Genomic DNA, 23,381 nt, shown 5'->3' on the forward strand with positions numbered 1-23,381 from the left:
TCCCCTCACCGCAGGACCCGTCAGCCGAACTGCTGCTCCAGATCCTTCAGTTTGCGCTCCAGCGAGTCCAGCCGGGGAATGGTCTGGGTGTCGTCCTCGGCGGTGAGGTCCACCGTCCGGGGGCCGGTCACCTCAAGGGATTCGGTTCCGTTGACGGCCTGCAGGGAGGGCCGGCGTCGTAGTGGCAGCTGTCCCGATTCCGGTATGGCCGGCTCCGCGCCGACCGGCGCGGAGCCCGCTCCCTGCGTGAGTTCCGGGAGCTCGACCTGGCGGCCGCGCGACCGCCCGAACGCCCGGTTCTGCCGGCCCAGCGCCTTGATGCGCGCCCGGTCCAGCCGGTTCTGATCGCGCCTGCGGTGCCGGTCCTGCTCCCGCTCCTTCTTGTCCTCGCGCACCTCGTCCACGGCCTCGTCGAGCGTGCGGACCCCCTCCAGCAGCATGAGCGACCACGCGCCGAAGGTCTCCCGGGGGGCCCGCAGCCAGCGGACCATCCGGATCTGCGGCAACGGCCGCGGGATCAGGCCCTGTTCGCGCAGCGCCGCCCGGCGGGTCTGCTTGAGGGCGCGGTCGAACAGGACGGCCGCCGAGAGTGACATCCCCGCGAAGAACTGCGGGGCCCCGTCGTGTCCCAGGCCCCGCGGGGCGTGCACCCAGTTGAACCAGGCGGCCGCGCCCGCGAACAGCCAGACGAGCATGCGCGAGCCGAGGGCCGCGTCGCCGTGGCTGGCCTCGCGCACGGCGAGCACCGAGCAGAACATCGCGGCGCCGTCGAGGCCGAAGGGGACCAGGTACTCCCAGCCTCCGGTGAGGTTGAGGTTCTGCCGGCCGAAGCCGACCAGTCCGTGGAAGGAGAGCGCGGCGGCGACCGCCGCGCAGCAGAAGAGCAGGACGTACGACGCGGTCCCGTAGACGGCTTCCTTGCGGCGCCGCCGTTCCTCGCTGCGCTCCCAGCTGTCGTCGGCCGCGGCCTTCTCGCTCTCGCGCTTGCCACGGGCCAGTACCGCAACTGCCGCAAGTACGCCCAGGATCAGCAGGCTGCCGGGCAGCAGCCAGTCCAGCGATATGTCGGTCAGTCTCATGCGGATGTCCCTTGCCTCGCGTATGCGGCTGTGCGGCCGTGCGGCTTTCCGGGCGCCATAGTGGCGCAGCCGGTGAGCCGTGCACGCGGGTTTCGGGGCAAGTGGACGCCATCGGGGGGCGGGGCCCGCCGGATAGGGTGTTGTGACTCGAACTGACGCCCGTGCGGGCCGAGTTGCGTTCGAATTCGGTCAGCCGTACGGGGTGGGTTCAGGCGGCGGTCGCCGCGAGCCGGGTGACCCGCTCGGCGTCGCAGGTGCGGGGGCAGGTGACGCAGGTGTCCTCGGGGCGGATGGTGTAGAAGAAGCAGCAGCCGGCCCGGTCCCGGGTGGGCAGCTCCTCACCGGCGGGCCCCGTGAGCGTACGGAACCCCGCGCCCCCCGTGTACGGGGCGGTCGAGCCGGGCAGGAGCGCCTCCAGCTCGGCCATGGCCCGCTGCTCCTCGCCGAGCAGATTGCCGATGTACCAGAGGCTCTCGACGACCTCGTCGGTCACCATCCCCCACAGGGCGCGGCGGCCGCGCCGCATGCGCGGGCCGAAACCTTCCAGCAGCGGACCGAGGTGCTGGGCCACCGCAGCCCGCACCTCCTCGCGCAGCGCCTCCTCGTCGGGCACGACACGGGCCCCCGGGAGCGCGGCCGCCGGGTCGTCCGGCAGGCAGGCGAATTCCCCGACGTGGATGCTCATCCGGCCCAGCGTCCGGTGGAAGGCCACCTGGGTGACCGGGATCCGGGGGACCCGCCGGTGCAGGAACCACGGCAGGGTGATCAGCAGGCAGGCCGGCCACGCGTACCGGTGCAGCCCGAACCCCGCGATCACATCGGGGCGGGCCTGGGTCCCGTAGTCCCGCAGGACCTGGGCGTTGTCCCAGGCGAGGAAGGCGTCCAGGGCCGGCCCGCCGGCCGCGAGCTCGTCCGCGCCCACCCATCCCGCACCGCGAGGGACGGGTTCGTGCGCGGTTCGCTCGATCACCTTCAGCCCGCCGTACGCCTCGGCCAGCCGGGCGAACGCATCCGCCACCGCAGAGACGGGCGGGGCGGTTGTGACGGCCGGGAAGGTCGTGACGGTCATGGCGGGCCACCGAATCACAGAATCGCACGATCGTTAACAGGTTAGCCTTACCTTACCTGATGTGGATCGATCCGCACCCCCTCCCCGCGCGCCCCGTCACCTATTCTCAGGACAGGTCGAGACCCGGAGGAGGACCGAGTGCACGAAACGGCCCGCGCCCGGGTACCGGCACAAAGCCGGAAGGTGATGCGCCATTCGGTGCGCGGTCAGGTGCTCGACGCGCTGCGCGCGGCCCTGGTCGACGGAGAGCTGGTGCCCGGCGAGATCTACTCGGGCCCGGCCCTGGGCGAGCGCTTCGGGGTCTCCGCGACCCCCGTGCGCGAGGCGATGCAGCAGCTGGCCGTGGAGGGGGCGGTGGAATGCCTGCCCAACCGCGGCTTCCGCGTCCTCTCCCGCACCCCGCGGGAGCTCGCCGAGCTGGCCGAGGTACGGGCGCTGCTCGAGGTCCCCGTGATGCTGAGGCTGGCCCGTACGGTGCCGGCGGACGCCTGGGAGGCGCTGCGGCCGGTCGCGGCCGCGACGGCCGAGGCGGCCGCGGCCGGTGACCTGCCGGGGTACGCGGAGGCGGACCGGGACTTCCACCGGGCCGTGCTGCGACTGGCCGGCAACGACCAGCTCGTACAGGTGGCGGAGGAGCTCCACCGCCGCGCCCAGTGGCCCCTGCCGGGCGCACCGCGGGTTCGCCGGGCCGATCTCGTCGCCGACGCGGCGGAGCACTCGGCGCTGCTGGAGGCCCTGATCGCGCGGGACCTCCCGGTGGTGGAGTCCCTGGTCCGCGAACACTTCGCGGGCTCCCCGGCCTGACCGGGGGCCGGGGCGCCCCGCGGGTGCGGGCGGCTACGCCGCGGGCGAGGGGGTCGGGTGGAGCTGGTCCGCCAGCCAGGTGGGGATGCCGCCCAGCAGGTGGAACAGGCGGCGGGCCTCCGCGCGCAGACGGGCGGCCTCCGGTTCCGGTTCTGCCTCGGCCAGCGCCGCCAGCGCCGGGGCCGTGCCGATCAGGAAGCCCAGGTCCTCGCGGATGCGCAGGGACTCCGCGAAGCCCTTGCGGGCCTCCGCGACCTCCCCGTCCCGCAGGGCCAGCGCGGCCAGGTGCCGCCAGGTGAAGGACAGCAGCAGGGTGTCCCCGTGCGCCTCGGCCCCCGCGTGGGCCCGGTGGTAGGCCGGCCGGGCCGACTGAGGTGCGTCCGCCAGGTGCTCGGCGACGAGCCCCCGCCGGAAGTCCAGCAGCGGGCGGGTCCGGGAATCGGGGGACAGCAGGGCCGCGGCCCGGCCCAGCGCGGAGCGGGCCTCGTCGGCCCGGTCGCGAACGCCGAGCACGGTGGCGGCGTACGCCAGCTGGCCCCGTTCGCACGCGGCCGCACCCCGGTCCTCGTCGTCCTGGGCGATCGCCTCGGCGATCCGCAGCGCGTCCTCGGCCTCGGCCCAGCCCTGACCGGTGAACAGGCACCGTTCCACCAGCAGCGCGGTTCGCTGCACCGCGGCCGCGGCGCTGCCGACGTGCGGCGTCAGGAGCGCAGCCGCATCGGTCCAACAGCCGCGCGAGCGCAGCCGCCATATCGCCCGCTGAAGGGGGTCGTCCCCTCCGGTTGTTCCGGCACCCGACATGGCGGTGTCCGCCACATTGCCCTCCCCAAAGCAACCAAGCAGCGCGTCATTGAGCCCTGGGGCGAAATGAGAGCACGGATCGGAGCCATCGGCCAAGGGGTTGGGTGAACTCTTTCACAAAGTCCGGACGGATCATCAGCCGCCCCGCGGCCGAACCGCCGCGGCCGCGGGCGGATCTTCTCAGCTCATCCGCAGTGCGAGGAAGAAGTCGAGCTTGTCCTCCAGCCGGGACAGGTCCCGGCCCGTCAACTGCTCGATTCGCCCGACGCGGTAGCGCAGCGTGTTGACGTGCAGGTGCAGGCGCGTCGCGCAGCGGGTCCAGGAACCGTCGCAGTCGAGGAAGGCCTCCAGCGTCGGGATGAGCTCCGCGCGGTGACGCCGGTCGTAGTCCCGCAGCGGGTCCAGCAGCCGGGCCGTGAAGGCACGGCGGACGTCGTCCGGGACGAACGGCAGCAGCAGCACGTGCGAGGCCAGCTCGTGGTGGCCCGCCGCGCAGACCCGGCCCGGGCGTGCCGCGGCCACCCGGCGGGCGTGCCGGGCCTCCTCCAGCGCCCCGCGCAGCCCCTCGGCGGAGTGCACGGCCGCGCTGACGCCGAGCGTGAGCCGGCCGTCGTCGGCCAGACCGGCGGCCAGGGGGTCCCGTACGGCCGCGAGCAGCTCGTCGGCGTGCAGGGCGGAGTCCGGGCCCTTGTCCTCCCCGGCGTCCCCGGACAGCGACGGCAGCGGTACCAGGGCGATGGCCTCGTCGCCCGCATGGGCGACCGCGATCCGGTCCGAGGGCTCGGGCCCCGAGACCGACGGGTCGACGAGGATCTCCTCCAGCAGCGACTGGGCCACCGGGCCGCCGGGGATGTCCCCGCCGTCCCAGTCCACCCGGGCCACGACGACCTGCCAGTGCGGGGCGGCGCCCAGCCCGGGCAGCAGCACCGGGGCGGCCACCCGCAGACGGGCGGCGATCTCGGCGGGCGGGGCACCCGTCTGGACCAGTTCCAGGACCTCCTGTGCGAGGCGGCGCCGCACCGTGCGGGCCGCGTCGCGCCGGTCCCGTTCCACGGCGATCAGCTGGGTGACGCCCTGCAGCAGATCCAGGCGCTCGGCGGGCCAGTCGCCCGCGTCCGCCTCGACGGCCAGCAGCCAGTCCGACAGGACCGTCTCGCGCACGTCGCGGGCGGCCGGACCTGCGGCGCCGCGGCCGTGTCCCCTGATCGGGAAGAGCGAGTACGTAATACCCTGGATGGAGATCCGATGCGGCCCCCTGCGGCCCGTCCGGACCGCCGCAAGGTGCTCGCTCGCCAGTGCTGCGCACACGCCCGGCGCCAGCGGCTCGCCCGCCCCGGCGATCTGCCGGCCCGTGGGGGACAGCACCCAGGCCCGGAGATCGAGGTCGGTGGTGAGCAGATCCAGCACCACATCGGGGCCGCCGCCGGCCGGACCCGAGGTCATCAGGCGGCGATGGCGGTCCACGACGGCCGCGAGGTCACCCGCACGCTCTCCCGAGACCTGCCGGACGACGTACTCGGTGATCGTGGCGAATGCAACGTCCTCGTTCACGGCGAACAGCGGCAGCCGGTTGCGCACGCAGGCCGAAACAAGATCGTCCGGGATCGCTCCCAGCTCCGCCTCGCCCGCGGCGAGCCCGGCGACGCCCGCACTCGCCAGGATTCGTACGAATGGCTCGGAGTCGGCTGAATTTCGTCTCCAGGCCAGGCCAGTAAGGACCAGCTCGCCCCCCGACAGGTACCGGCTGGGATCCCGCAGGTCGGTCGTCATGACCCCGCGGACCGTCCGGTCGAGTTCACCCTCGCCGCCGAGCAGCCGCAGCCCCAGCGCCTCGGTTTCCAGCAGTGCGCGCAGCCGCATGATGTCGCCGCCGATCTGTCTCGAATGTTGCCGTTGGAAATCGGGCAGGTCGTCGCATCCTGCCTTTCATACGAATCTACAAGACGAGGGAGGCCGTCAGCCAACTCCTTCATGGTTTCGGTGACTGCACCCGGGGGACGGGCGGCTTGTGTACTGGGTCCACACCGCGTTAACAGCACGTGAACGACCAGTCGAGGGCTCTCGGGCCTCCTGGCTTGAAGTAAACGACACGATGAAGAAGAAGAGAGCCGCTCATGGACTTCCTTCGCCCCGCCAGCTGGGAGGAGGCGCTCGCCGCTAAGGCCGAGTTCCCCTCAGCTGTGCCGATTGCGGGTGGCACCGACGTGATGGTCGAGATCAACTTCGACCACCGCCGGCCGGAGTACCTCCTGGACCTGAACCGCATCGGTCTGCTGCGGGAGTGGGAGGTCGGCGAGGATGTGGTTCGCCTGGGCGCCTCCGTCCCGTACACGCAGATCATGGAGAACCTCCGTACGGAGCTTCCGGGACTCGCGCTCGCCTCGCACACGGTCGCGTCCCCGCAGATCCGCAACCGTGGCGGTGTCGGCGGCAACCTCGGTTGCGCCTCGCCGGCCGGTGACTCCCACCCCGCGCTGCTCGCGGCGGGCGCCGAGGTCGAGGTGGAGTCCGTACGCGGCTCCCGCCTCATCCCGATCGACGAGTTCTACACCGGCGTCAAGCGCAACGCGCTCGCCGCCGACGAGCTCATCAAGACCGTCCACGTCAAGAAGGCGGACGGACCCCAGCAGTACTCCAAGGTCGGCTCCCGCAACGCGATGGTCATCGCGGTCTGCGCGTTCGGCCTGGCGCTGCACCCGGACACCCGCACGGTCCGCACCGGCATCGGCTCGGCCGCGCCGACCCCGATCCGTGCGAAGGCCGCCGAGGAGTTCCTGAACGCCGCGCTCGAAGAGGGCGGCTTCTGGGAGTCCGGCAAGGTCATCACCCCGTCGATCGCCAAGCAGTTCGGTGACCTCGCCTCCGGCGCGGCCAACCCGATCGACGACGTCCGCGGCACGGCGAAGTACCGCCGTCACGCGGTCGGCATCATGGCTCGCCGCCAGCTCGTCTGGACCTGGGAGCAGTACCGCGGTACCGGCAACGGCCGCTCGCTTGAAGGGGCTGCGTAATCATGCGCGTCAATTTCACGGTCAACGGCCGTCAGCAGGAAGCCGACGATGTGTGGGAGGGCGAGTCCCTTCTCTACGTCCTGCGTGAGCGTCTGGGCCTGCCGGGCTCGAAGAACGCCTGTGAGCAGGGCGAGTGCGGTTCCTGCACCGTCCGCCTCGACGGCGTACCGGTCTGTTCCTGTCTCGTGGCGGCCGGCCAGGTCGAGGGTCGCGACGTCGTGACCGTCGAGGGTCTGGCGGACTTCTCCAAGCAGCGTGACGAGCACGGTCACGGCGGTGCCTGCGGCACCGGCGGCGGTTGCGGCAGCAAGGGTGTGTCCCTGGACGCGGCCAAGCAGTGGCAGGCCAAGCCGGGCGACTCGCAGACCGGCGAGGGCACCCCGCTCTCCAACATCCAGCAGGCGTTCATCGACGCCGGTGCCGTGCAGTGCGGTTTCTGCACCCCGGGTCTGCTCATCCAGGCGGACGCGCTCCTGGAGGAGAACTCCTCCCCGTCCGACCAGGACATCCGTGAGGCCCTGTCCGGCAACCTCTGCCGCTGCACGGGCTACGAGAAGATCCTCGACGCGGTCCGCCTCGCGGCCGCCCGTCAGGGAGAGGCGGTCTGACCATGGCTCAGAACACCCGCACCGTGCCCGCCGGTACGCCGACGAACGTCACCCAGAAGCACAACAAGGGCGGCATCGGCGAATCGATTCTCCGTCCCGACGGCACCCTCAAGGTCACCGGTGAGTTCGCCTACTCCTCGGACATGTGGCACGAGGACATGCTCTGGGGCCAGACCCTGCGCAGCACCGTCGCCCACGCCGAGATCGTCTCCATCGACATCTCCGAGGCGCTCGCCATGCCCGGCGTCTACTCGGTGCTGACGTACGACGACCTGCCGGCCGAGATGAAGAACTACGGCCTCGAGATCCAGGACACCCCGGTTCTCGCCAACGGCCGGGTACGGCACCACGGTGAGCCGGTCGCCCTCGTGGCCGCCGACCACCCGGAGACCGCCCGCCGCGCGGCCGCCAAGATCAAGATCGACTACCGTGAGCTGCCGCTCGTCACGGACGAGGCCTCCGCCCTCGCCCCCGACGCGCCGCTGATCCACGAGGGCCGCGACGACCACCACATCGGTCACGTCCCGCACCCGAACATCGTGCACCGCCAGCCGATCATCCGCGGCAACGTGGAGGAGGCCCGCAAGCGCGCCGACGTCATCGTCGAGGGCGAGTACACCTTCGGCATGCAGGACCAGGCCTTCCTCGGCCCGGAGTCCGGTCTGGCCGTGCCGTCCGAGGACGGCGGTGTCGAGCTCTACGTCGCCACCCAGTGGCTGCACTCGGACCTCCAGCAGATCGCCCCGGTCCTGGGCCTCCCGCCGGAGAAGGTTCGTATGACGCTCTCGGGCGTCGGCGGTGCCTTCGGTGGCCGCGAGGACATCTCGATGCAGATCCACGCCTGCCTCCTGGCCCTGGCCACGAACAAGCCGGTCAAGATCGTCTACAACCGGTTCGAGTCCTTCTTCGGCCACGTGCACCGTCACCCGGCGAAGCTGTACTACGAGCACGGCGCCACCAAGGACGGCAAGCTCACGCACATGAAGTGCAAGATCGTCCTGGACGGCGGCGCCTACGCGTCCGCCTCCCCGGCGGTCGTGGGCAACGCCTCCTCCCTCTCGGTGGGTCCCTACGTCCTGGAGGACGTGGACATCGAGGCGATCGCGCTCTACACGAACAACCCGCCCTGCGGCGCGATGCGCGGCTTCGGCGCCGTCCAGGCCTGCTTCGCCTACGAGGCCCAGATGGACAAGCTCGCGGCGAAGCTGGGCATGGACCCGGTCGAGTTCCGCCAGCTGAACGCCATGGAGATGGGCACGGTCATGCCGACCGGCCAGGTCGTGGACGCCCCGGCGCCCGTCGCCGAGCTGCTGCGCCGGGTCAAGGCCCGCCCGCTGCCGCCCGAGCGCCAGTGGGAGTCCGCCGGCGAGAGCGCGGACGTCCGCGCGCTGCCCGGTGGCCTCTCGAACACCACCCACGGTGAGGGCGTCGTCCGCGGCGTCGGCTACGCGGTCGGCATCAAGAACGTCGGCTTCTCCGAGGGCTTCGACGACTACTCGACCGCCCGCGTGCGGCTCGAGGTCATCAACGGCGAGCCCGTCGCGATGGTCCACACGGCCATGGCGGAGGTCGGCCAGGGCGGCATCACCGTTCACACGCAGATCGCCCGTACCGAGCTGGGCGTCACGCAGGTGACGATCCACCCGGCCGACACGCAGGTCGGCTCCGCCGGTTCCACGTCCGCCTCCCGGCAGACGTACATGACCGGTGGCGCGGTGAAGAACACCTGTGAGGCCGTCCGCGAGGCGCTCCTGGAGATCGGCCGCCGCAAGAACGGCTCGTACCACCCCGCGTGGGCCACGGCCGAGCTGCTGCTCGAAGGCGGAAAGGTCGTCACCGACGGCGGCGAGGTCCTCGCGGACATCGCCGACATCCTCGGGAACGAGGCCATCGACCTGGAGCTCGAGTTCCGTCACGCGGCGACCGAGCCCTTCGACCTGGTCACCGGCCAGGGCAACGGCCACGTCCAGTACACCTTCGCCGCGCACCGCGCGGTCGTCGAGGTGGACACCGAGCTCGGCCTCGTCAAGGTCGTCGAGCTGGCGACCGCACAGGACGTCGGCAAGGCCCTCAACATGCTTTCCGTGGTCGGCCAGATCCAGGGTGGTACCACCCAGGGTCTCGGCGTCGCGATCATGGAAGAGATCATCGTGGACCCGAAGACCGCGAAGGTGCGCAACCCCTCCTTCACGGACTACCTGATCCCGACCATCCTCGACACCCCGACCATTCCGGTCGACGTCCTGGAGCTCGCCGACCCGAAGGCCCCCTACGGCCTGCGCGGTATGGGCGAGGCCCCGACCCTCTCGTCCACCCCGGCCGTCATCGCGGCGATCCGGCAGGCGACGGGTCTTGAGATCAACAAGACGCCGATCCGTCCGGAAGCCCTTACCGGGACCCTCTAGGACGGCGCGGTCCGGGGGCCGCAAGGCCACCGGACCTCCTCAGACTCTCCGGACGGTGCGCATGGGAACGTCACACTTCACGGCGCGCCGTCCGGAGGACATACGAAGCACCGCACCGCTCGCGGTCCCTTCACTTGGCAGTACCCCTGCAAGAACCCCCGTAGTACCAGCGGTCACCCCCGCACTACCCGCAGTACACGCAGTGCACATTCGCGTCGCCTCGGGCCGTCACCCCGGGTCGTGCAGCCAAACGCACCATCCCAAATCCCGCGTCTCCAATCTCCAAGCGGGTGCCCCTTTGAACCTTGGGAGTTAGGCACCATGACCCAATCGTCAGTAGAGCCGAAGACCACCGCGGAAGATGCCGGCGACGGCTCTCATCCCCCCGCGGGAAGGTCCTGGCTCGACCGGTACTTTCACATAACGCACAGAGGATCCAACGTCGGCAATGAGGTTCGTGGCGGTATCACGACCTTCATGGCGATGGCGTACATCCTGCTGCTCAACCCCCTGCTCCTCTCGGGCAAGGACGTCGCCGGCGCCTCGATGGCCGCCTCGGCGATCATCACCGCCACCGCGTTCGCCGCAGCCGTCACCACGCTCCTCATGGGCTTCGTCGGCAAGGTGCCGCTCGCCCTCGCCGCCGGTCTGTCCGTGTCCGGCGTGCTGGCCTCGCAGGTGGCCCCCCAGATGACCTGGCCGCAGGCCATGGGAATGTGTGTGGTCTACGGTGTCGTGATCTGTCTCCTGGTCGTCACCGGCCTCCGAGAGATGATCATGAACGCGATCCCCCTCGCGCTCAAGCACGCCATCACCATGGGCATCGGCCTCTTCGTCGCGCTGATCGGCTTCTTCAAGGCCGGCTTCGTGGGCAAGGGTCCGGAGTTCGGTCCCCCCGTCCAGCTCGGCGCGGTCGGTGAGCTGTCCGGCTGGCCCGTCATGCTCTTCTGCATCACCCTGATCGCGATCTTCATGCTCCAGGCCCGCAAGGTGCCCGGCGCCATCCTGATCGGCATCGTCGGCGGCACCGTCCTGGCAGCGATCCTCAACGCCATCGTGGACATCGACCCGAAGGCCTGGAAGAACGGTCCGCCCACCCTCGACGGCTCCGCGGTCTCCATGCCGGACTTCTCGCTCTTCGGCGACGTCTCCTTCGGCGGCTGGGGCGACGTGGGCTACATGACGATCGGCATGATCGTCTTCACCCTGGTGCTCGCCGGCTTCTTCGACGCGATGGCCACCATCATCGGTGTCGGTACCGAGGCCAAGCTCGCCGACGACAAGGGCCGCATGCCGGGCCTGTCCAAGGCGCTCTTCATCGACGGTGCCGGTGGTGCCATCGGTGGCGTCGCGGGCGGCTCCGGCCAGACCGTGTTCGTCGAGTCCGCGACCGGCGTCGGCGAGGGTGCCCGCACGGGCCTCGCCTCCGTGGTCACCGGCCTCTTCTTCGCCGCCTGCCTCTTCTTCACCCCGATCACGCAGATCGTCCCGGGTGAGGTCGCCTCCGCGGCCCTGGTCGTCATCGGCGCGATGATGATGCAGAACGCCCGCCACGTGGACTGGGCCGACAGCGCGACCGCGATCCCGGTCTTCCTGACCGTCGTGATCATGCCGTTCACGTACTCGATCACGGCCGGCGTCGCCGCCGGTGTCATCTCGTACGTCGCCATCAAGATCGCCCAGGGCAAGGCCCGGGAGATCGGCGGCTTCATGTGGGCGCTGACCGCGATCTTCGTGGTGTTCTTCGCCCTGAACCCGATCGAGCACTGGCTCGGGGTCGGCTGACCCGGACCGGCCTGATCAGCCAGAACCGCACCCTTCACGTATCCGATACTGGAACCGAACCTCTCCGAGGAGGCCCCCCATGCTGGACATCGCCGAAGAGCTGAACCGGTGGGTCGAGCAGGGACGTGACTTCGCCGTCGCCACCGTCGTGGCGGTCGGCGGGAGCGCGCCCCGGCAGCCCGGTGCCGCCCTCGCCGTCGACAGCGAGGGAACGGCCATCGGCTCGGTGTCCGGTGGATGCGTGGAGGGTGCGGTGTACGAGCTGTGCCGGCAGTCGCTGGAGGACGGCGAGACCGTCCGGGAGCGCTTCGGATACAGCGACGACGATGCCTTCGCCGTGGGTCTGACCTGCGGCGGAATCATCGACATCCTGGTCACCCCGGTCCGCGTGGGCTCTCCCGTGCGGGAGGTGTTCGCGGCCGGCCTGGCCGCCGCGGCCCGCGGCGAGGCCGCGGCGGTGGCCCGGATAGCGCAGGGCCCGGCCGAGCTCATGGGCCGCGCCGTGTTCGTCCGTACCGAAGGCGCCCACCAGGGCGGATTCGGCGGACACCCCGAGCTGGACCGCACCATCGCCGAAGAGGCCCGCGCCATGCTGGACGCCGGCCGGACCGGCGTGCTGGAGATCGGCGCAGACGGCAGGCTCTGCGGAGAGCCGCTGAAGGTGCTGGTCGAGTCCAGCGTCCCGCCCCCGCGGATGATCGTCTTCGGTGCCATCGACTTCGCCTCCGCCCTCGTGCGGATCGGCAAGTTCCTCGGATACCGGGTGACGGTGTGCGACGCGCGGCCCGTCTTCGCGACGAAGACCCGCTTCCCCGAGGCGGACGAGATCGTCGTGGACTGGCCCCACCGCTACCTGGAGACCACCGAAGTGGACGGCCGGACCGTCCTGTGCGTGCTCACCCACGACGCCAAGTTCGACGTCCCGCTCCTCGAACTGGCCCTCAGGCTCCCCGTCGCCTACGTCGGCGCCATGGGCTCCCGCCGCACCCACGAGGACCGCAACAAGCGTCTGCGCGAAGTCGGCGTGACCGAAATCGAACTGGCCCGGCTGCGCTCCCCGATCGGGCTGGACCTCGGCGCCCGCTCGCCCGAGGAGACCGCGCTGTCCATCGCCGCCGAGATCGTCGCGAACCGCCGCGGAGGCACCGGCGCGGCCCTGACCGGCGCGCACATCCCGATCCACCCGGACATCTCGAACACGGTGATCGACAGGATCGGTTCCGTCGCTTGAAGGGGTGACGGCCCGACGTGAGCCGCGCGTGACGGCCCGACGTGAGCCGGACGCGAGCCGCGCGTGAGCCGGACCTCGGCAGGGCGTCGGCGGAACGTGAGAAAAGGGCGCACCCCGCGGGGGTTGCGCCCTTTCGGCGTTCCCCCTATTTTACCCGCCGGTAATAGGAGGCACCCTCTCCATCCCTTTCCTGCAGCGGAGTTGAGCGGATGTTGCGTACCGTGCGAACCCTGGGCCTGCTGGCCGCGGCCACCCTGCTCACCGTCCTCGCGCCGGCCCCGGCCGGCGCCGGTACCGGCCCATCTCCCGCCACCGCCACGGGTCCTGGCGGCGTCCTGCGCGAGGTGCTCTTCGTCGGCAACAACTGGGAGGGGACCGCCGACGTCCTCGCCTCCACCGGCGACCTCGCCAAGGTCGGCCGGATCAATATGATCCCCGACAAGGCGGAGCGGCTCCGCGAGATCTACCTCAACCCCGTGAAGCTCGCCTTCTTCCTCGGCATCCGGGAGAGCGCCGGCGAGGGCCACGATCAGTTCGTCGACGACATGTTCACCACCCCGGACGGCTCCGCCGTCGTCGCCTCCCGCCCCAGCTTCGCCGACGTCGTGTCCATCGACGTGGCCTCCGGACGCATCAACTGGCGCTTCCCGGTGTCGGGCTTCCGGGCCGACCACATGGCGGTCTCCCCGGACGGGACCCGCATCGCCGTCTCGGCCTCCACCTCCAACACCGTGCACGTCCTGGACATCACCACCGGGCGCCAGGTCGGCTCCTTCGGCACCGGGGACAAGCCGCACGAGAACACCTTCTCCCGCGACGGCCGCTTCCTGTGGAACAGCTCCATCGGCGAGGTGAACACCGCCCTGGACGCCCCCTGGCTCGACTGGACGAAGGGCGACCGGAAGATCACCGTGGTCGACGCGCAGACCTTCCGCACCGTCCGGGTGATCGACATGCGGGAGCGGCTGGACGCCTTCGGCCGCCGGGACCTGTCCGACTCCGTCCGCCCGGTGTCCTTCAGCCCCGACGAGTCGAAGCTCTACTTCCAGGTCTCCTTCTTCAACGGATTCCTCGAGTACGACGTGGCCTCCGACCGGATCACCCGCCTCAAGACCCTCCCGATGAACCCCGCCACCAGCACCGACCGCACCACCTGGGTCAACGACTCCCGCCACCACGGCATGTCCATGAGCCCCGACGGGGCCAAGCTCTGCATCGCGGGCACCATGGACGACTACGCCACCGTCGTGGACCGAGCCACCCTGGCCGAGGGCCCGCTCGTGCCCGCCGCCAAGCCGTACTGGGCCACGGTCGACGGCGACGGCACCGCCTGCGTGATCTCCGAGAGCGGCGCCGACCGGGTCACGGCCATCGACTTCTCCACCGGCGCCAAGCGGGTCTCCGTCCCCGTCGGGGACCATCCGCAGCGCATCCGGCTCGGCCATGTCCCGGCCGGCTGGAGCGGTCCCGCCGCCCGTCAGGACGAGCTCCGCGCCGGGGAGTAGCGTGGGAAGTGGCCGGTCGGCCGCGTCCCACGCTCTGTGCAAGGAGTGCTGTGCGCATGTCCAGACTGTCGCAACCCCCGCAACCACCGTCGTGGCACGGGCCGCACCCGGAGCCGCGCCCGCACCCGGGACCGTACGGACAGCCGGAGCCGCCCCGCCGGTCGCACGGCGTCCGGCGGGGCCGCTCCGCCCCCGTGGCGTTCGTCCTGTCGATGTGCCGGGCGATCCGCCGGATCCCGCTGATCCCGGGCGGCATCACCCTCACCGCGCGCCACCGTCGGCGCAGGGGCGGGGGCCCGGCCTTCGCGCCCGCCGCCGTCCGCAGCGCGGTCCTCGTGGTCGTACTGTCCCTCGGGCTCCTCGGAGCGGCGGACGGCGCCGGCGCCCTGTCGAAGCGCGACAGCGGTGGCCGGGTCGCCGGCCCGGTCTTCGGCGACGTGGCCGACATCGAGGTGGGCGACTGCTTCGACACAGAGGAGGAACTGAAGACCGAGGACGTGGACGGCGAGGCGCCCCCTTCGGTGGACACCGTGCCCTGCACCGGGCCGCACCAGTCGGAGGCGTACGCCGTCTTCGACCTGAAGGACGGGCCGTACCCGGGCAAGGAGAAGATCATCGCGATCGCCGACAAGCGGTGCGCCGGCAAGGAGTTCACCGACTACGTGGGCGACGACGCGAAGCTCCCGAAGACCATGGAGATCTACTACTACTATCCGACCTCCGAGGGCTGGAGCTTGGACGACCACGAGGTCACCTGCTTCCTCGGTGACACCAGCGGCTCCAGCACCGGCTCGGTCCGCGCCACCGGCTCCTGACCCGTCCCGCAGGCCGGATCGGGCCTGAAATCCGGCCACATGCGGGAAGCGGGCCATTATGAGGTGACCGGTCCGCGATGACCGATTAGTCTCGCGATCATGGTGGACATCCGTGACGTACCCGAGTCCGACATCGACCGCGCTCTGGAGCTCGCGTACCTGGTCTTCCACGACCGGCCCGAGAAGGAGCTCCGGGAGAAACACCACGCGCTGCTCGCGAGTTGCGACCGGATCGGCGCCTACGACGGCACCACCCTGGTCGGCTTCATGGCCGCGTACGACTTCCGGCTCTCCGTGCCCGGGGCGGATCTGCCCTGCCCCGGGCTCACCTTCGTCTGCGTCGCCCCCACCCACCGCCGGCGCGGCGTCCTCACCGGTCTGATGGCCGAGATGCTCGGGCGCACCGCCGCCGCGGGCAGCCCGATCGCCGCCCTCTGGGCCTCCGAGGCCGCCATCTACGGCCGGTTCGGCTACGGCAGCGCCACCACCGGCGCCACCGTCGAGATCGACTCCACCCGTCCGCTGGCCCTGCGCATCGACCCGGACCGGCGCCCGCTGCGGCTCCTCGACCCGGAAGAGGCCCTCGCCGTGATCGGGCCCTTCCACGAGGCCGCCCGCGCCGGGCGGGCCGGCCGCCCCACCCGCAGCGAGCAGCGCTGGCGCGACGAGTGGCTCGCCGAACAGGACGAGGAGGACGAGGAGCTGAGCCCGCCGCGGATCATCGTCCTGGGCGACCTGGACGAGCCGATCGCCGGATACGTCCTCTACCGCACGAAGCCGGAGGACGACGGGGGCGGGGCCGGACGATCCCGCGTCCCGGGCCTGGTCCGGGTCGACGAACTGGAGGCCGAGACCCCGGCGGTCGCCGCCGCGCTGTGGGAGTGCGTGGCCTCCCTCGACCTCACCGGAAAGGTCTCGGCGTGGGGCCGTCCGCTCGACGACCCGCTGCTGCACTTCGCCGCGGACCGGGACCAGGTACGGGTCACCGCCCAGTTCCCGGCGCTCTGGGTGCGCCTGGTCGACGTGGGCGCGGCGCTGACGGCGCGGTCCTGGGCCGCGCCGGTGGAGGTGGTGCTGGAGGTGCACGACGTACGGCTGCCCGCGAACGCCGGGCGCTTCCGCCTCGAGGCGGGGCCGGGCGGGGCGACGTACGAGCACGCCGACTCCGCTGCCGACCTGGCCCTGGACGTACGCGAACTGGGCGCCTGCTACCTGGGCGGGACCCGGGTCGGGGAACTCGTCGCGGCCGGGCTCGTACGGGAGCACACGCCGGGCGCGGCGGCGGCGCTGGATGCGGCCCTGCGGACGCCCGTACTGCCGCACACGAGTGACGAGTTCTGACGGACGGCGGCGGTGGCGGCGGGTCGGGGGAACGGACCGCCCCGCCGCCGGGATCAGGCGGACATGGAGATCCGGGCGGCCGCCATGCCGAAGCCGGGGCCCAGGATGCGGGTGGACAGCAGGTCGGGCTGCGGGTGCAGGTCCTCCGAGCGGTAACGCCGGATCTTCTCGTGCCAGTTGAGGATGCCGGCGTGCCAGTCCTTCAGCTCGCCCACGTACGCGTCCAGGGCCTCCCGGGCCTGCGGGCCGAGCTTCCAGTCGTCATAGAGCAGCGGGAGCTGGTTGGCCACGATGTGCTCGAACTCCTCGGTCCGCCGGGTCATCAGCTCATGGCAGATGTGCAGGGCCTGCGGGTAGTCGACGTCGAAGAAGTTCCGTGTGACCAGGATGTAGTTGTGGACCTCGCCCTCGACCTCCACCTCCTTCTGGTAGGAGTAGATGTCGTTGATCATGCAGGCGGCGTCCGCGACCGCGTTCTCCAGTGAGCGGATGGTCCCGGAGGCGTAGATCTCCTCGGGGATGCCCCGGCCCCGGTGCCCGAGACGGCACAGGTACATCGTGAGGTGGCTGCCGAAGGTGTGGCGGCGCATCTCCGCGTAGTCCACCGGGTCCGGGATGCGGTTCTGGATCTGGTTGTCCACCTCCCACACCCAGCTCTCCAGCATGTTCACCAGGGTCGCCCGGAACTCGGTGCGCTGCCCGGCGGACATGCCGGCGCTGGTGCGCACCCACAGGTCGCCGAGCGCACGCTCCATCGCGGTGACCGGCTCCGGCTGTCCGGCGTGGTCGACCGGGATCATGGCGATGAGGCGGGCGGTGGTCGCCTTGGCCGCCGGAAGGTTCCTGCCCTGGGCGAAGACCACCGGGTAGTAGTCGTCCCCGTACGTGCCCCAGGTCAGCCAGCAGGCGTTGAGGGCCAGCTCCTGCGGCGTCGCGTCGGGATCGATGCCGGCCGAGCAGAGCGCGAAGTCGAAGCCCCGCAGCCGCTCCTCGGTCCAGATCGCCGAGCCCGGGTCACCGGGCTGCGGGTCCAGCAGGCCCATGCGCCGGGACCAGGCCACGGACTCCTCGCGTGCGTGCGCCAGATGCGGGCTGAGGGAGAGCCGGTGCGGCATGTGGATCTCGGGGACGACGGAGGGGCCGGTGCGCTCGAAGGGGACGTGGGAGAAGGAACGGCGGCGCAGTTCCATCGAGCGCCGGGTGAACACGGACCGCAGGTCGAGCGCGGTGGTGCCGAGTCCGGTCGGCAGGAAGGGCAGCGTCGCCGGGGCGGTGGGCCGGGCCTCCTTGTTCATGTAGCGGCTGGAGACCATGTGCCACTCGTGGCCGCCGGACTGCCAGTCCTGCAGGCCCTTGGCGTAGGCGAGGACGGCCGTGATCTCCGCCGGGTCGAGCGTGTGGTCGGCGATGAGCTGGGGGAGCTCGTGGAGCGCGGTCTGCTCGAACTGGTGGAGGCGGGAGGTGAGCAGGTCGTTGGAGGCCTCGGCGGCCTCCTGGGTGGTGCAGCCGAGGAAGGTCTCCAGCACCAGGACGGCGTTGGAGAGTTCGCCCTCGTGGGTGACCTCGCGTTCGTAGGAGAAGATGTCGTTCCTGATGTGCACGGCGTCGGAGAAGGCGTCGCGCAGCACGCCGAGCGCACGTGAGTGCGCGACGCGTGCGGGGACCTCGGCGGACACGTACTCGATCAGGCCGGCCGACCAGGGGGCGCCGCCGACCTTCCGGCGCATCTCGATGTACTCGAGGGGGTTCGCCACGCGCCCGATGTTGATGTTGGCGAGCTCCCACATCGACTCGTCGAGGAGGTTCTTCGTGGACAAGGAGAACCGTTCCCGCCAGTGGGCGGACATGGCCGGGACGGTGCGCGCCCAGAGGTCGGCGAGCCCCGCCTCCACCGGGTTGGTGGGCTCGGGGAAGCCGGCGGACAGGTCCATCGGCATGAAGGCGGCGAGCCGGTCGAGGTAGGCCTTGGCGCCGTCGCGGTCCTGGGAGCGCTTGAACATCTCGAGGAAGTGGTCGTCGAAGAAGAACACCCACACGTACCAGTCGGTGACCAGTGCCAGCGCGTCGCGGTCGCAGTCGGGGTGGGTGTACGAGCAGAGCAGGGCGTAGTCGTGCGAGTCGAGGTCGCTCTCCTCCCAGACGCCGGAACCCTCCAGCATCCCGAAGTCGCGCGCCCACTGCTTGGTGTGGGTCCGTGCGTGCTCCAGGTGGGGGTTCAGTCGTGCCGGACAGGGCACATAGAAATCCGGCAGTTGGAACGGCTGCGTCACGGCGGGGTCGGCCTTTCGTCCATGGGTACGGGACACCGGTCGCCCCGGTCCCCCGCACGAGATCAGCAGTGCCCTACCCCTGGTGCGCATGGGACAAGGGTGATTTCACCGCATCAGGTGACGGACGGATCGTTCCGCGGTGCGGGGGCGCGCCGCGGGCTACGGGCGGGGGAGAGGCCGAGGGAGAGGAAACGGCGGAGGCCGCCTCCCCGGATGGGGAAGACGGCCTCCGTGTGGATCGGCGTGCGGCGTGCGGCGTGCGGTTACGGGGTGGGGACGGGAAGCGGCGCCGTGCCGAGGGTGGGGATGGTCCAGCGCTGGGCCGGGCTGGGGTTGCAGTCCCAGAGCCCGAGCTGGGTTCCGGGGGTGGTGTTGAAGCCCCCGAGGTCGAGGCAGCGGCCGGAGGCGGGGTGGTAGACGCCGCCGTCGGCCCGGGGCAGGAACTGCTGGCTGCCGATGCTGCCGTCACACGTGCGGAGCTCGATCGGAGTACCGTTGGTGACTCCGCCGTTGGCGGCGTTCAGGCACATCCCCTGGTTGCGGATCGTGCCGTCGTTGCCGGCCTGGAACTGCTGGGCGGCGGTGCCGTTGCAGCCCGCGATCTGGATCTTGTTGCCGTCCTCCAGACGGTTGAAGTCGTTGTCCACGCAGTTGCCTGCGGACAGGGTCAGGTTGATCGGCCCGGTCGCTTGCGGGGCGGTGACGGGGGCGGCGTAGGGGTAGACGGCGAGGTTGCTGATGCCGCCCTTGAAGGGGGAGTTGGCGTAGGCGCCGTAGTCCTTGAATCGGCCCAGCTGGAAGGGGCCGACGGGGGCCGGGCTGGTGGAGGCCTTGTGGTGGCCGGTGGCCGCGAGGGCACCGTTGACGTACAGGCGCATCAGGCCCGTGGTGTGGTCGTAGACGGCGGTGAGCTGGGTCCAGGCCTTCAGCGTGATGAGGCCGGCGCTGTTGACCTGGTTGGTCTCGTCGTACGGCCAGGAGCCCGTGTCGCCGTTGGCGAGGGAGAACTGCCAGACCTTCTTGGTGTGGTTGGGGAAGAGCAGCAGCGAGCTGTTGTTGGCCAGATCCTGGCTGAGGACGACTCCGCCGAGTTCGTTGACCTTGGCCCAGGTGGAGACGGTGAAGCTCTTGCGCGTGTCGATCACGGGGCCGGTGGTGCCGGCGTATGAGGTGCCCGCGTCGTTGAAGGCGGCGTAGGTCGAGCTGCGACCACCGATGGTTTCGGGAGCGGTCGGGAAGGTGAGGTCGGTCGTCTTCGCGGGGAAGTTGCCGACGGCGCTGGGGGTGGTCTTGGTGGCGTCGTCCTGGCCGGTCAGCTTCCACTGAGCCTTGGGCATGTTGAGGTTGCCCAGGGTGACGGGCGTCGTGCTGACGCCGGTGACGGTCGGGAACACAGTGGCGGTGCCGACGCCGTTGAAGGCGACGAGCTGCTGGTTGGTGTCGACGGCCCACAGGTCGGGGATGCCGTCGCCGGTCAGGTCACCTTCGGAGCCGACCCGGGGGTACGTCTTCGGGTCGATCTTGCCGGTGATGAGGCCCGCGGCCGGGTTGGTGAAGGCGGTGAGATCGGGGGCCTGGACGGTGCCCTTGACCGAGAAGGCGTGCAGGCTGCCGTCGGTCTTGGAGCGCGCCCACAGGGTCGGGAAGTCGGTTCCCTGCGCGCGGCCGGGGGCGATCAGATCGTAGTCGGCCCACTTGGTGTCGTTGGCGGAGAGGAGGATGGCCCAGCTGGAGAGGCCGTTGGAGTCGCCGGAACCACTCAGCCAGAGGCGTCCGTTCTCGATGAAGAGCAGAGAGGTGGGCGGCAGGTGAGGCGGGTTGGGTCCGGTAAGACCGGCGTGGGCACCGAACGCCGCGATCTGGGTGACCTTCGACCAGTCGGCGGTGTAGCCGTGGTCCGCGCATGGAATGGGTGCTCGGGTGACGGAGAGGCAGCTGGTCGGCTTACTGACCCCCTGCTTCGCCTGCCCGTCGAAGGCGCCGCCCTTTCCGTCGTTGGGATAGATGTACAGCGAAGGCTGGCCCGGAGCGATGGCGAGCAGGTCGTCGACGTTCCTCTCGCTCAGGCTGCCTCGGTGGGTGATCTGGATGCCGTTCCAGTTGTTGGTGCCGTTGGGGGCGGACTGCATGTTCGCCTTGGGCGCGGAATACGGATCCCCACCGCCGGCGATCTTGCGCAGGTTTCCGGCGGTGTCGGGCAGCAGCACGTCGGGCTTGAGGTCACCGTCGATGTCCCCGAGAACGGGCTTGCCGGCGTCGGGGTTGGACGGCGCGTAATAGCTGTAGACGAACGGCTGAGACATGTTGCCCGCGTTGTCCTGGGTCTGCAGGTAGACGTAGTTGGTGCCCCACTGCGGAGGTGTGATCTTGACGGTGGCCTTGCCCCCGGTCAGCTTGATCACGCCGGGGTCGGTGCACTTCCAGCCGGTGGCGGCCGCCTTGACGGGGTCGGTGGTCCAGCGGGCGCAGGCCAGGCCGGAGGTACGGGAACCGGTCGCAGGGGCGGGATCGTTGCCCGTGAGGGTGAAGGTGCCCTCCTGGCCGGCGAGCTTCGGGTGCGCGCCGATGGTGCCGGCGGCGGGGAAGTCCGTGGACGTGATCGCCGAGGTCGGCGGGGTGCGGTCCACGCGGAAGAAGCACCACTCGCTGTCGGCGCTGGTGAGGAAGCCGTCGGTGTTGCGGGCGTGCCAGCCGTACTGGTGTCCGTCGATCAACTCACCGGCATCGACGGTGACCGGGCCGCTGCTGCCGTTCCAGCCGCTCTCCCTGAAGAAGGACTTTCCGCCGTCGTCGTCGTCCCAGGCGATGAAGGCTGTCCACAGCTGGAGGCCGGTGGCCGAGTGGGTGTCGGCGGTGAAGGTGATGTTGCTGTTGGCGCCGACCCAGCCCGGGTTGTCCCAGGCGTTGGTGGCTCCGGGGGTGCGGCAGCCGGCGTAGGAGTCCGTGTCCGCGAAGCCGGGAGTCGGGCCGGTGCGCGGTGACGACACGGTGGGCGTGATGTCGTACTCGACCACGATGCGCGGGGTGTTGTCGAAGCGCTGACGGTAGAACTTGTCCGACTCGTTGTTGGGGGCGAGGCCCAGTGTGACGGTGGGCCACCCGTACTGGACGGCTCTCTGCATAAGGCCCTTGACATCGAACGCGATGCCACCGGACCCGGACATGTTGATCTCGGCGATCTTCTCGCAGCCGCCCATGTGCGAGTTCTTGTCGCAGGGCTGCTGGTTCCAGCTCGTCGGGCTGCTGATGTAGCCCGTGGAGTACAGGCCCATTGGCGTGACCGTGCTGGGGCTCGAGGAGGAGACCACGTTCGCCTCGAAGCGCGCGCTGAGGATCGTCGTGTTGTAGAGCCGCGAGTCGACGCCGATCTGGAAGTACGCACGGGTCTTGCCGATGCCGTCGCACGGCGGGTTGCCCACGTTGTAGCCGCAATAGCCCGTCGCAGGCCTGTCCTGCCCGTACTGCGTCCCGTTGAACTCGTTGGTGTCCGGGTACGCCTGCTGGACCTGTGCCCACGACTGGTTGGCGTTGCTCAGGCTTGGGGCCCAGCCCGGGTCGATGTACCAGGGGCCCGTGCCCTGACCGAGCAGGGTGCTGTCGGGCACGAGCTGGATGCCGCCGCTCTCGACAGTTGTGGCGATCGGCTTCACCGCGGCGCCTTCGCCGGGGCCGTCGGAGCTCGACGCGATGGAAGGGGCCAGTGGAGTTTCCTCGGCTGGCGCGGACTGCTTGGCGAACGCGCCCGCCGACTTCGCGCGGGCCGCGGCAGCGCCCGCGCCGGAGCGGGCGGAGTCCCACATGACCGGAGTCGGGGCGGTGAAGCGGGCGTTGCCCTGGGCATCCGCCGCCGTGAGGTTGCCCACTGTGTCGGCGCTCACCGTCAGACCGTCGGCCTCGACGGGGAACCTGAGCTTCTTGACGGCGGCACTGGCGGCCGCCTCGGTGGTGCGGACGATCAGCACCTGGCGCCAGCCACCGGTGGCTGTGGCGGTGAGTTCGAGGTCCACGCCCGGAAGTACGGACGGGTAGAGCGCGCTGTCCCCGTTGAGGGCGGGCTTGGGCAGCGCGAAGGGTGCCTTGAGGGACAGCTTCTTGCCGTCGGCGGTCGTCATGGTCGCCATCGGACCCATGCCGCCGCCGGAGAAGCTGAGCCGGGAGGGGACGGCTACCGGAGATAAGGTGCCGTCGGCGGCGGCACGCAGGGTTGCATCGACTTTCTGCCACTTTCCGGAGGAGTTCTTCACCCGCTCCGGTGCGAGCGAGGTCTCCGTGGTGAGTGTCCCGCCCGGTGTGGCGAAGGTCTGTGAATCGGCCGTTGTCAGCGAGTCGATGAGCACTCGCTTGCCGCCGCTCTTGGCCTCGGCCTTCGCGGCGTTGATCGCCGACGGCTTCGCCGAGGGCGGAGGTGCGGTCGGGGTGGGCCAGGACGCATCGGCCGGGCCGTGGCTGCGCGCTTCGGCGGCGTATGCGGGAGGGCCGGTCAGGAGACCGGCCCCGAGGGCGATGACGGCGGCGCCGGCCAACGGGATGGCGAGCGCGCCGGGGGAGCGGCGTCTGCCGGACACCCCCGGGCCGGAGTGGCGTGAAAGGAATGCAGGCCTCAAGGCGGAGGTCCTCGCTGTCAGCGGTAAATGAAGAGAAGTCAGGGGCACAGTTC

General features: G+C 70.7%; 15 protein-coding genes. 9 read left to right on the plus strand and 6 right to left on the minus strand.

Features of this window, described 5'->3' with window-relative positions; all coding sequences use genetic code 11:
- Window positions 1-20: 20 nt before the first annotated feature.
- Window positions 21-1,079, minus strand: coding sequence for a DUF2637 domain-containing protein (locus OG753_RS31985; protein WP_327265064.1), 1,059 nt, complete (start codon window positions 1,077-1,079; stop codon window positions 21-23).
- Window positions 1,080-1,287: 208 nt separating this feature from the next.
- Window positions 1,288-2,148 (minus strand): (2Fe-2S)-binding protein, encoded by an 861-nt coding sequence (locus OG753_RS31990; protein WP_405791078.1) that lies wholly within the window; start codon window positions 2,146-2,148, stop codon window positions 1,288-1,290.
- Between the two features lie 69 nt (window positions 2,149-2,217).
- Between OG753_RS31990 and OG753_RS31995 the strand changes: the two genes are divergently transcribed.
- Window positions 2,218-2,952 carry a GntR family transcriptional regulator gene (locus OG753_RS31995; RefSeq protein ID WP_405792887.1) on the plus strand — a complete coding sequence of 245 codons (735 nt, stop codon included), beginning with the start codon at window positions 2,218-2,220 and terminating at the stop codon, window positions 2,950-2,952.
- A 33-nt stretch (window positions 2,953-2,985) separates the two neighbouring features.
- Here the strand turns inward: OG753_RS31995 and OG753_RS32000 are convergent, their stop codons facing one another.
- Window positions 2,986-3,753: a hypothetical protein gene (locus OG753_RS32000; RefSeq protein WP_405792889.1), complete on the minus strand. Its 768-nt coding sequence runs from the start codon at window positions 3,751-3,753 to the stop codon at window positions 2,986-2,988.
- A gap of 180 nt (window positions 3,754-3,933) precedes the next feature.
- A complete protein-coding gene (locus OG753_RS32005) occupies window positions 3,934-5,613 on the minus strand; it encodes a PucR family transcriptional regulator ligand-binding domain-containing protein (protein ID WP_327265067.1) in 1,680 nt (559 codons plus the stop codon).
- Window positions 5,614-5,867: 254 nt separating this feature from the next.
- Here OG753_RS32005 and OG753_RS32010 point away from each other — a divergent pair, with 254 nt between their 5' ends.
- The 8 genes from OG753_RS32010 to OG753_RS32045 all read left to right on the plus strand — a co-directional run bounded on the left by OG753_RS32010 (window position 5,868) and on the right by OG753_RS32045 (window position 16,454).
- Window positions 5,868-6,764, plus strand: a complete 897-nt coding sequence (locus OG753_RS32010; RefSeq protein WP_327265068.1) for a xanthine dehydrogenase family protein subunit M — start codon at window positions 5,868-5,870, stop codon at window positions 6,762-6,764.
- A 2-nt stretch (window positions 6,765-6,766) separates the two neighbouring features.
- Window positions 6,767-7,372 carry a (2Fe-2S)-binding protein gene (locus tag OG753_RS32015; RefSeq protein WP_383204574.1) on the plus strand — a complete coding sequence of 202 codons (606 nt, stop codon included), beginning with the start codon at window positions 6,767-6,769 and terminating at the stop codon, window positions 7,370-7,372.
- A gap of 2 nt (window positions 7,373-7,374) precedes the next feature.
- Window positions 7,375-9,777 (plus strand): xanthine dehydrogenase subunit D, encoded by a 2,403-nt coding sequence (gene pucD / locus OG753_RS32020; RefSeq protein WP_327265070.1) that lies wholly within the window; start codon window positions 7,375-7,377, stop codon window positions 9,775-9,777.
- Between the two features lie 321 nt (window positions 9,778-10,098).
- Window positions 10,099-11,562, plus strand: coding sequence for an NCS2 family permease (locus OG753_RS32025; RefSeq protein WP_327265071.1), 1,464 nt, complete (start codon window positions 10,099-10,101; stop codon window positions 11,560-11,562).
- 79 nt (window positions 11,563-11,641) lie between these two features.
- Window positions 11,642-12,793, plus strand: a complete 1,152-nt coding sequence (locus tag OG753_RS32030) for an XdhC/CoxI family protein (protein WP_327265072.1) — start codon at window positions 11,642-11,644, stop codon at window positions 12,791-12,793.
- A gap of 209 nt (window positions 12,794-13,002) precedes the next feature.
- On the plus strand, window positions 13,003-14,298 hold the full coding sequence (locus OG753_RS32035; protein WP_405791079.1) for a YncE family protein: 1,296 nt from the start codon (window positions 13,003-13,005) through the stop codon (window positions 14,296-14,298).
- Between the two features lie 56 nt (window positions 14,299-14,354).
- On the plus strand, window positions 14,355-15,113 hold the full coding sequence (locus tag OG753_RS32040; RefSeq protein WP_405791080.1) for a septum formation family protein: 759 nt from the start codon (window positions 14,355-14,357) through the stop codon (window positions 15,111-15,113).
- A 99-nt stretch (window positions 15,114-15,212) separates the two neighbouring features.
- Entirely contained in the window at window positions 15,213-16,454 is a 1,242-nt protein-coding gene (locus OG753_RS32045) for a GNAT family N-acetyltransferase (RefSeq protein ID WP_405791081.1), read from the plus strand.
- Between the two features lie 53 nt (window positions 16,455-16,507).
- Here OG753_RS32045 and OG753_RS32050 read toward each other — a convergent pair whose 3' ends face one another.
- The gene (locus OG753_RS32050; RefSeq protein ID WP_405791082.1) at window positions 16,508-18,724 is read right to left on the minus strand and encodes a germacradienol/geosmin synthase; all 2,217 of its coding nucleotides are present in this window, start codon (window positions 18,722-18,724) and stop codon (window positions 16,508-16,510) included.
- A gap of 263 nt (window positions 18,725-18,987) precedes the next feature.
- Complete coding sequence (locus OG753_RS32055; protein ID WP_405791083.1) at window positions 18,988-23,289, minus strand: ricin-type beta-trefoil lectin domain protein; 4,302 nt, start codon at window positions 23,287-23,289, stop codon at window positions 18,988-18,990.
- Window positions 23,290-23,381 lie beyond the last annotated feature (92 nt).

Origin of the sequence: Streptomyces sp. NBC_00029, from assembly GCF_045160505.1 — a bacterium.
Taxonomy (GTDB): Bacteria; Actinomycetota; Actinomycetes; order Streptomycetales; family Streptomycetaceae; genus Streptomyces.

Coding starts and splice junctions, on each gene's coding strand:
- OG753_RS32045 (WP_405791081.1), top strand. CDS start 15,213: ATGGTGGACATCCGTGACGTACCCGAGTCCGACATCGACCGCGCTCTG.
- OG753_RS31985 (WP_327265064.1), bottom strand. CDS start 1,079: ATGAGACTGACCGACATATCGCTGGACTGGCTGCTGCCCGGCAGCCTG.
- OG753_RS32040 (WP_405791080.1), top strand. CDS start 14,355: ATGTCCAGACTGTCGCAACCCCCGCAACCACCGTCGTGGCACGGGCCG.
- OG753_RS32025 (WP_327265071.1), top strand. CDS start 10,099: ATGACCCAATCGTCAGTAGAGCCGAAGACCACCGCGGAAGATGCCGGC.
- pucD (WP_327265070.1), top strand. CDS start 7,375: ATGGCTCAGAACACCCGCACCGTGCCCGCCGGTACGCCGACGAACGTC.
- OG753_RS31990 (WP_405791078.1), bottom strand. CDS start 2,148: ATGACCGTCACGACCTTCCCGGCCGTCACAACCGCCCCGCCCGTCTCT.
- OG753_RS32035 (WP_405791079.1), top strand. CDS start 13,003: ATGTTGCGTACCGTGCGAACCCTGGGCCTGCTGGCCGCGGCCACCCTG.
- OG753_RS32010 (WP_327265068.1), top strand. CDS start 5,868: ATGGACTTCCTTCGCCCCGCCAGCTGGGAGGAGGCGCTCGCCGCTAAG.
- OG753_RS32015 (WP_383204574.1), top strand. CDS start 6,767: ATGCGCGTCAATTTCACGGTCAACGGCCGTCAGCAGGAAGCCGACGAT.
- OG753_RS32005 (WP_327265067.1), bottom strand. CDS start 5,613: ATGCGGCTGCGCGCACTGCTGGAAACCGAGGCGCTGGGGCTGCGGCTG.
- OG753_RS32000 (WP_405792889.1), bottom strand. CDS start 3,753: ATGTCGGGTGCCGGAACAACCGGAGGGGACGACCCCCTTCAGCGGGCG.
- OG753_RS32030 (WP_327265072.1), top strand. CDS start 11,642: ATGCTGGACATCGCCGAAGAGCTGAACCGGTGGGTCGAGCAGGGACGT.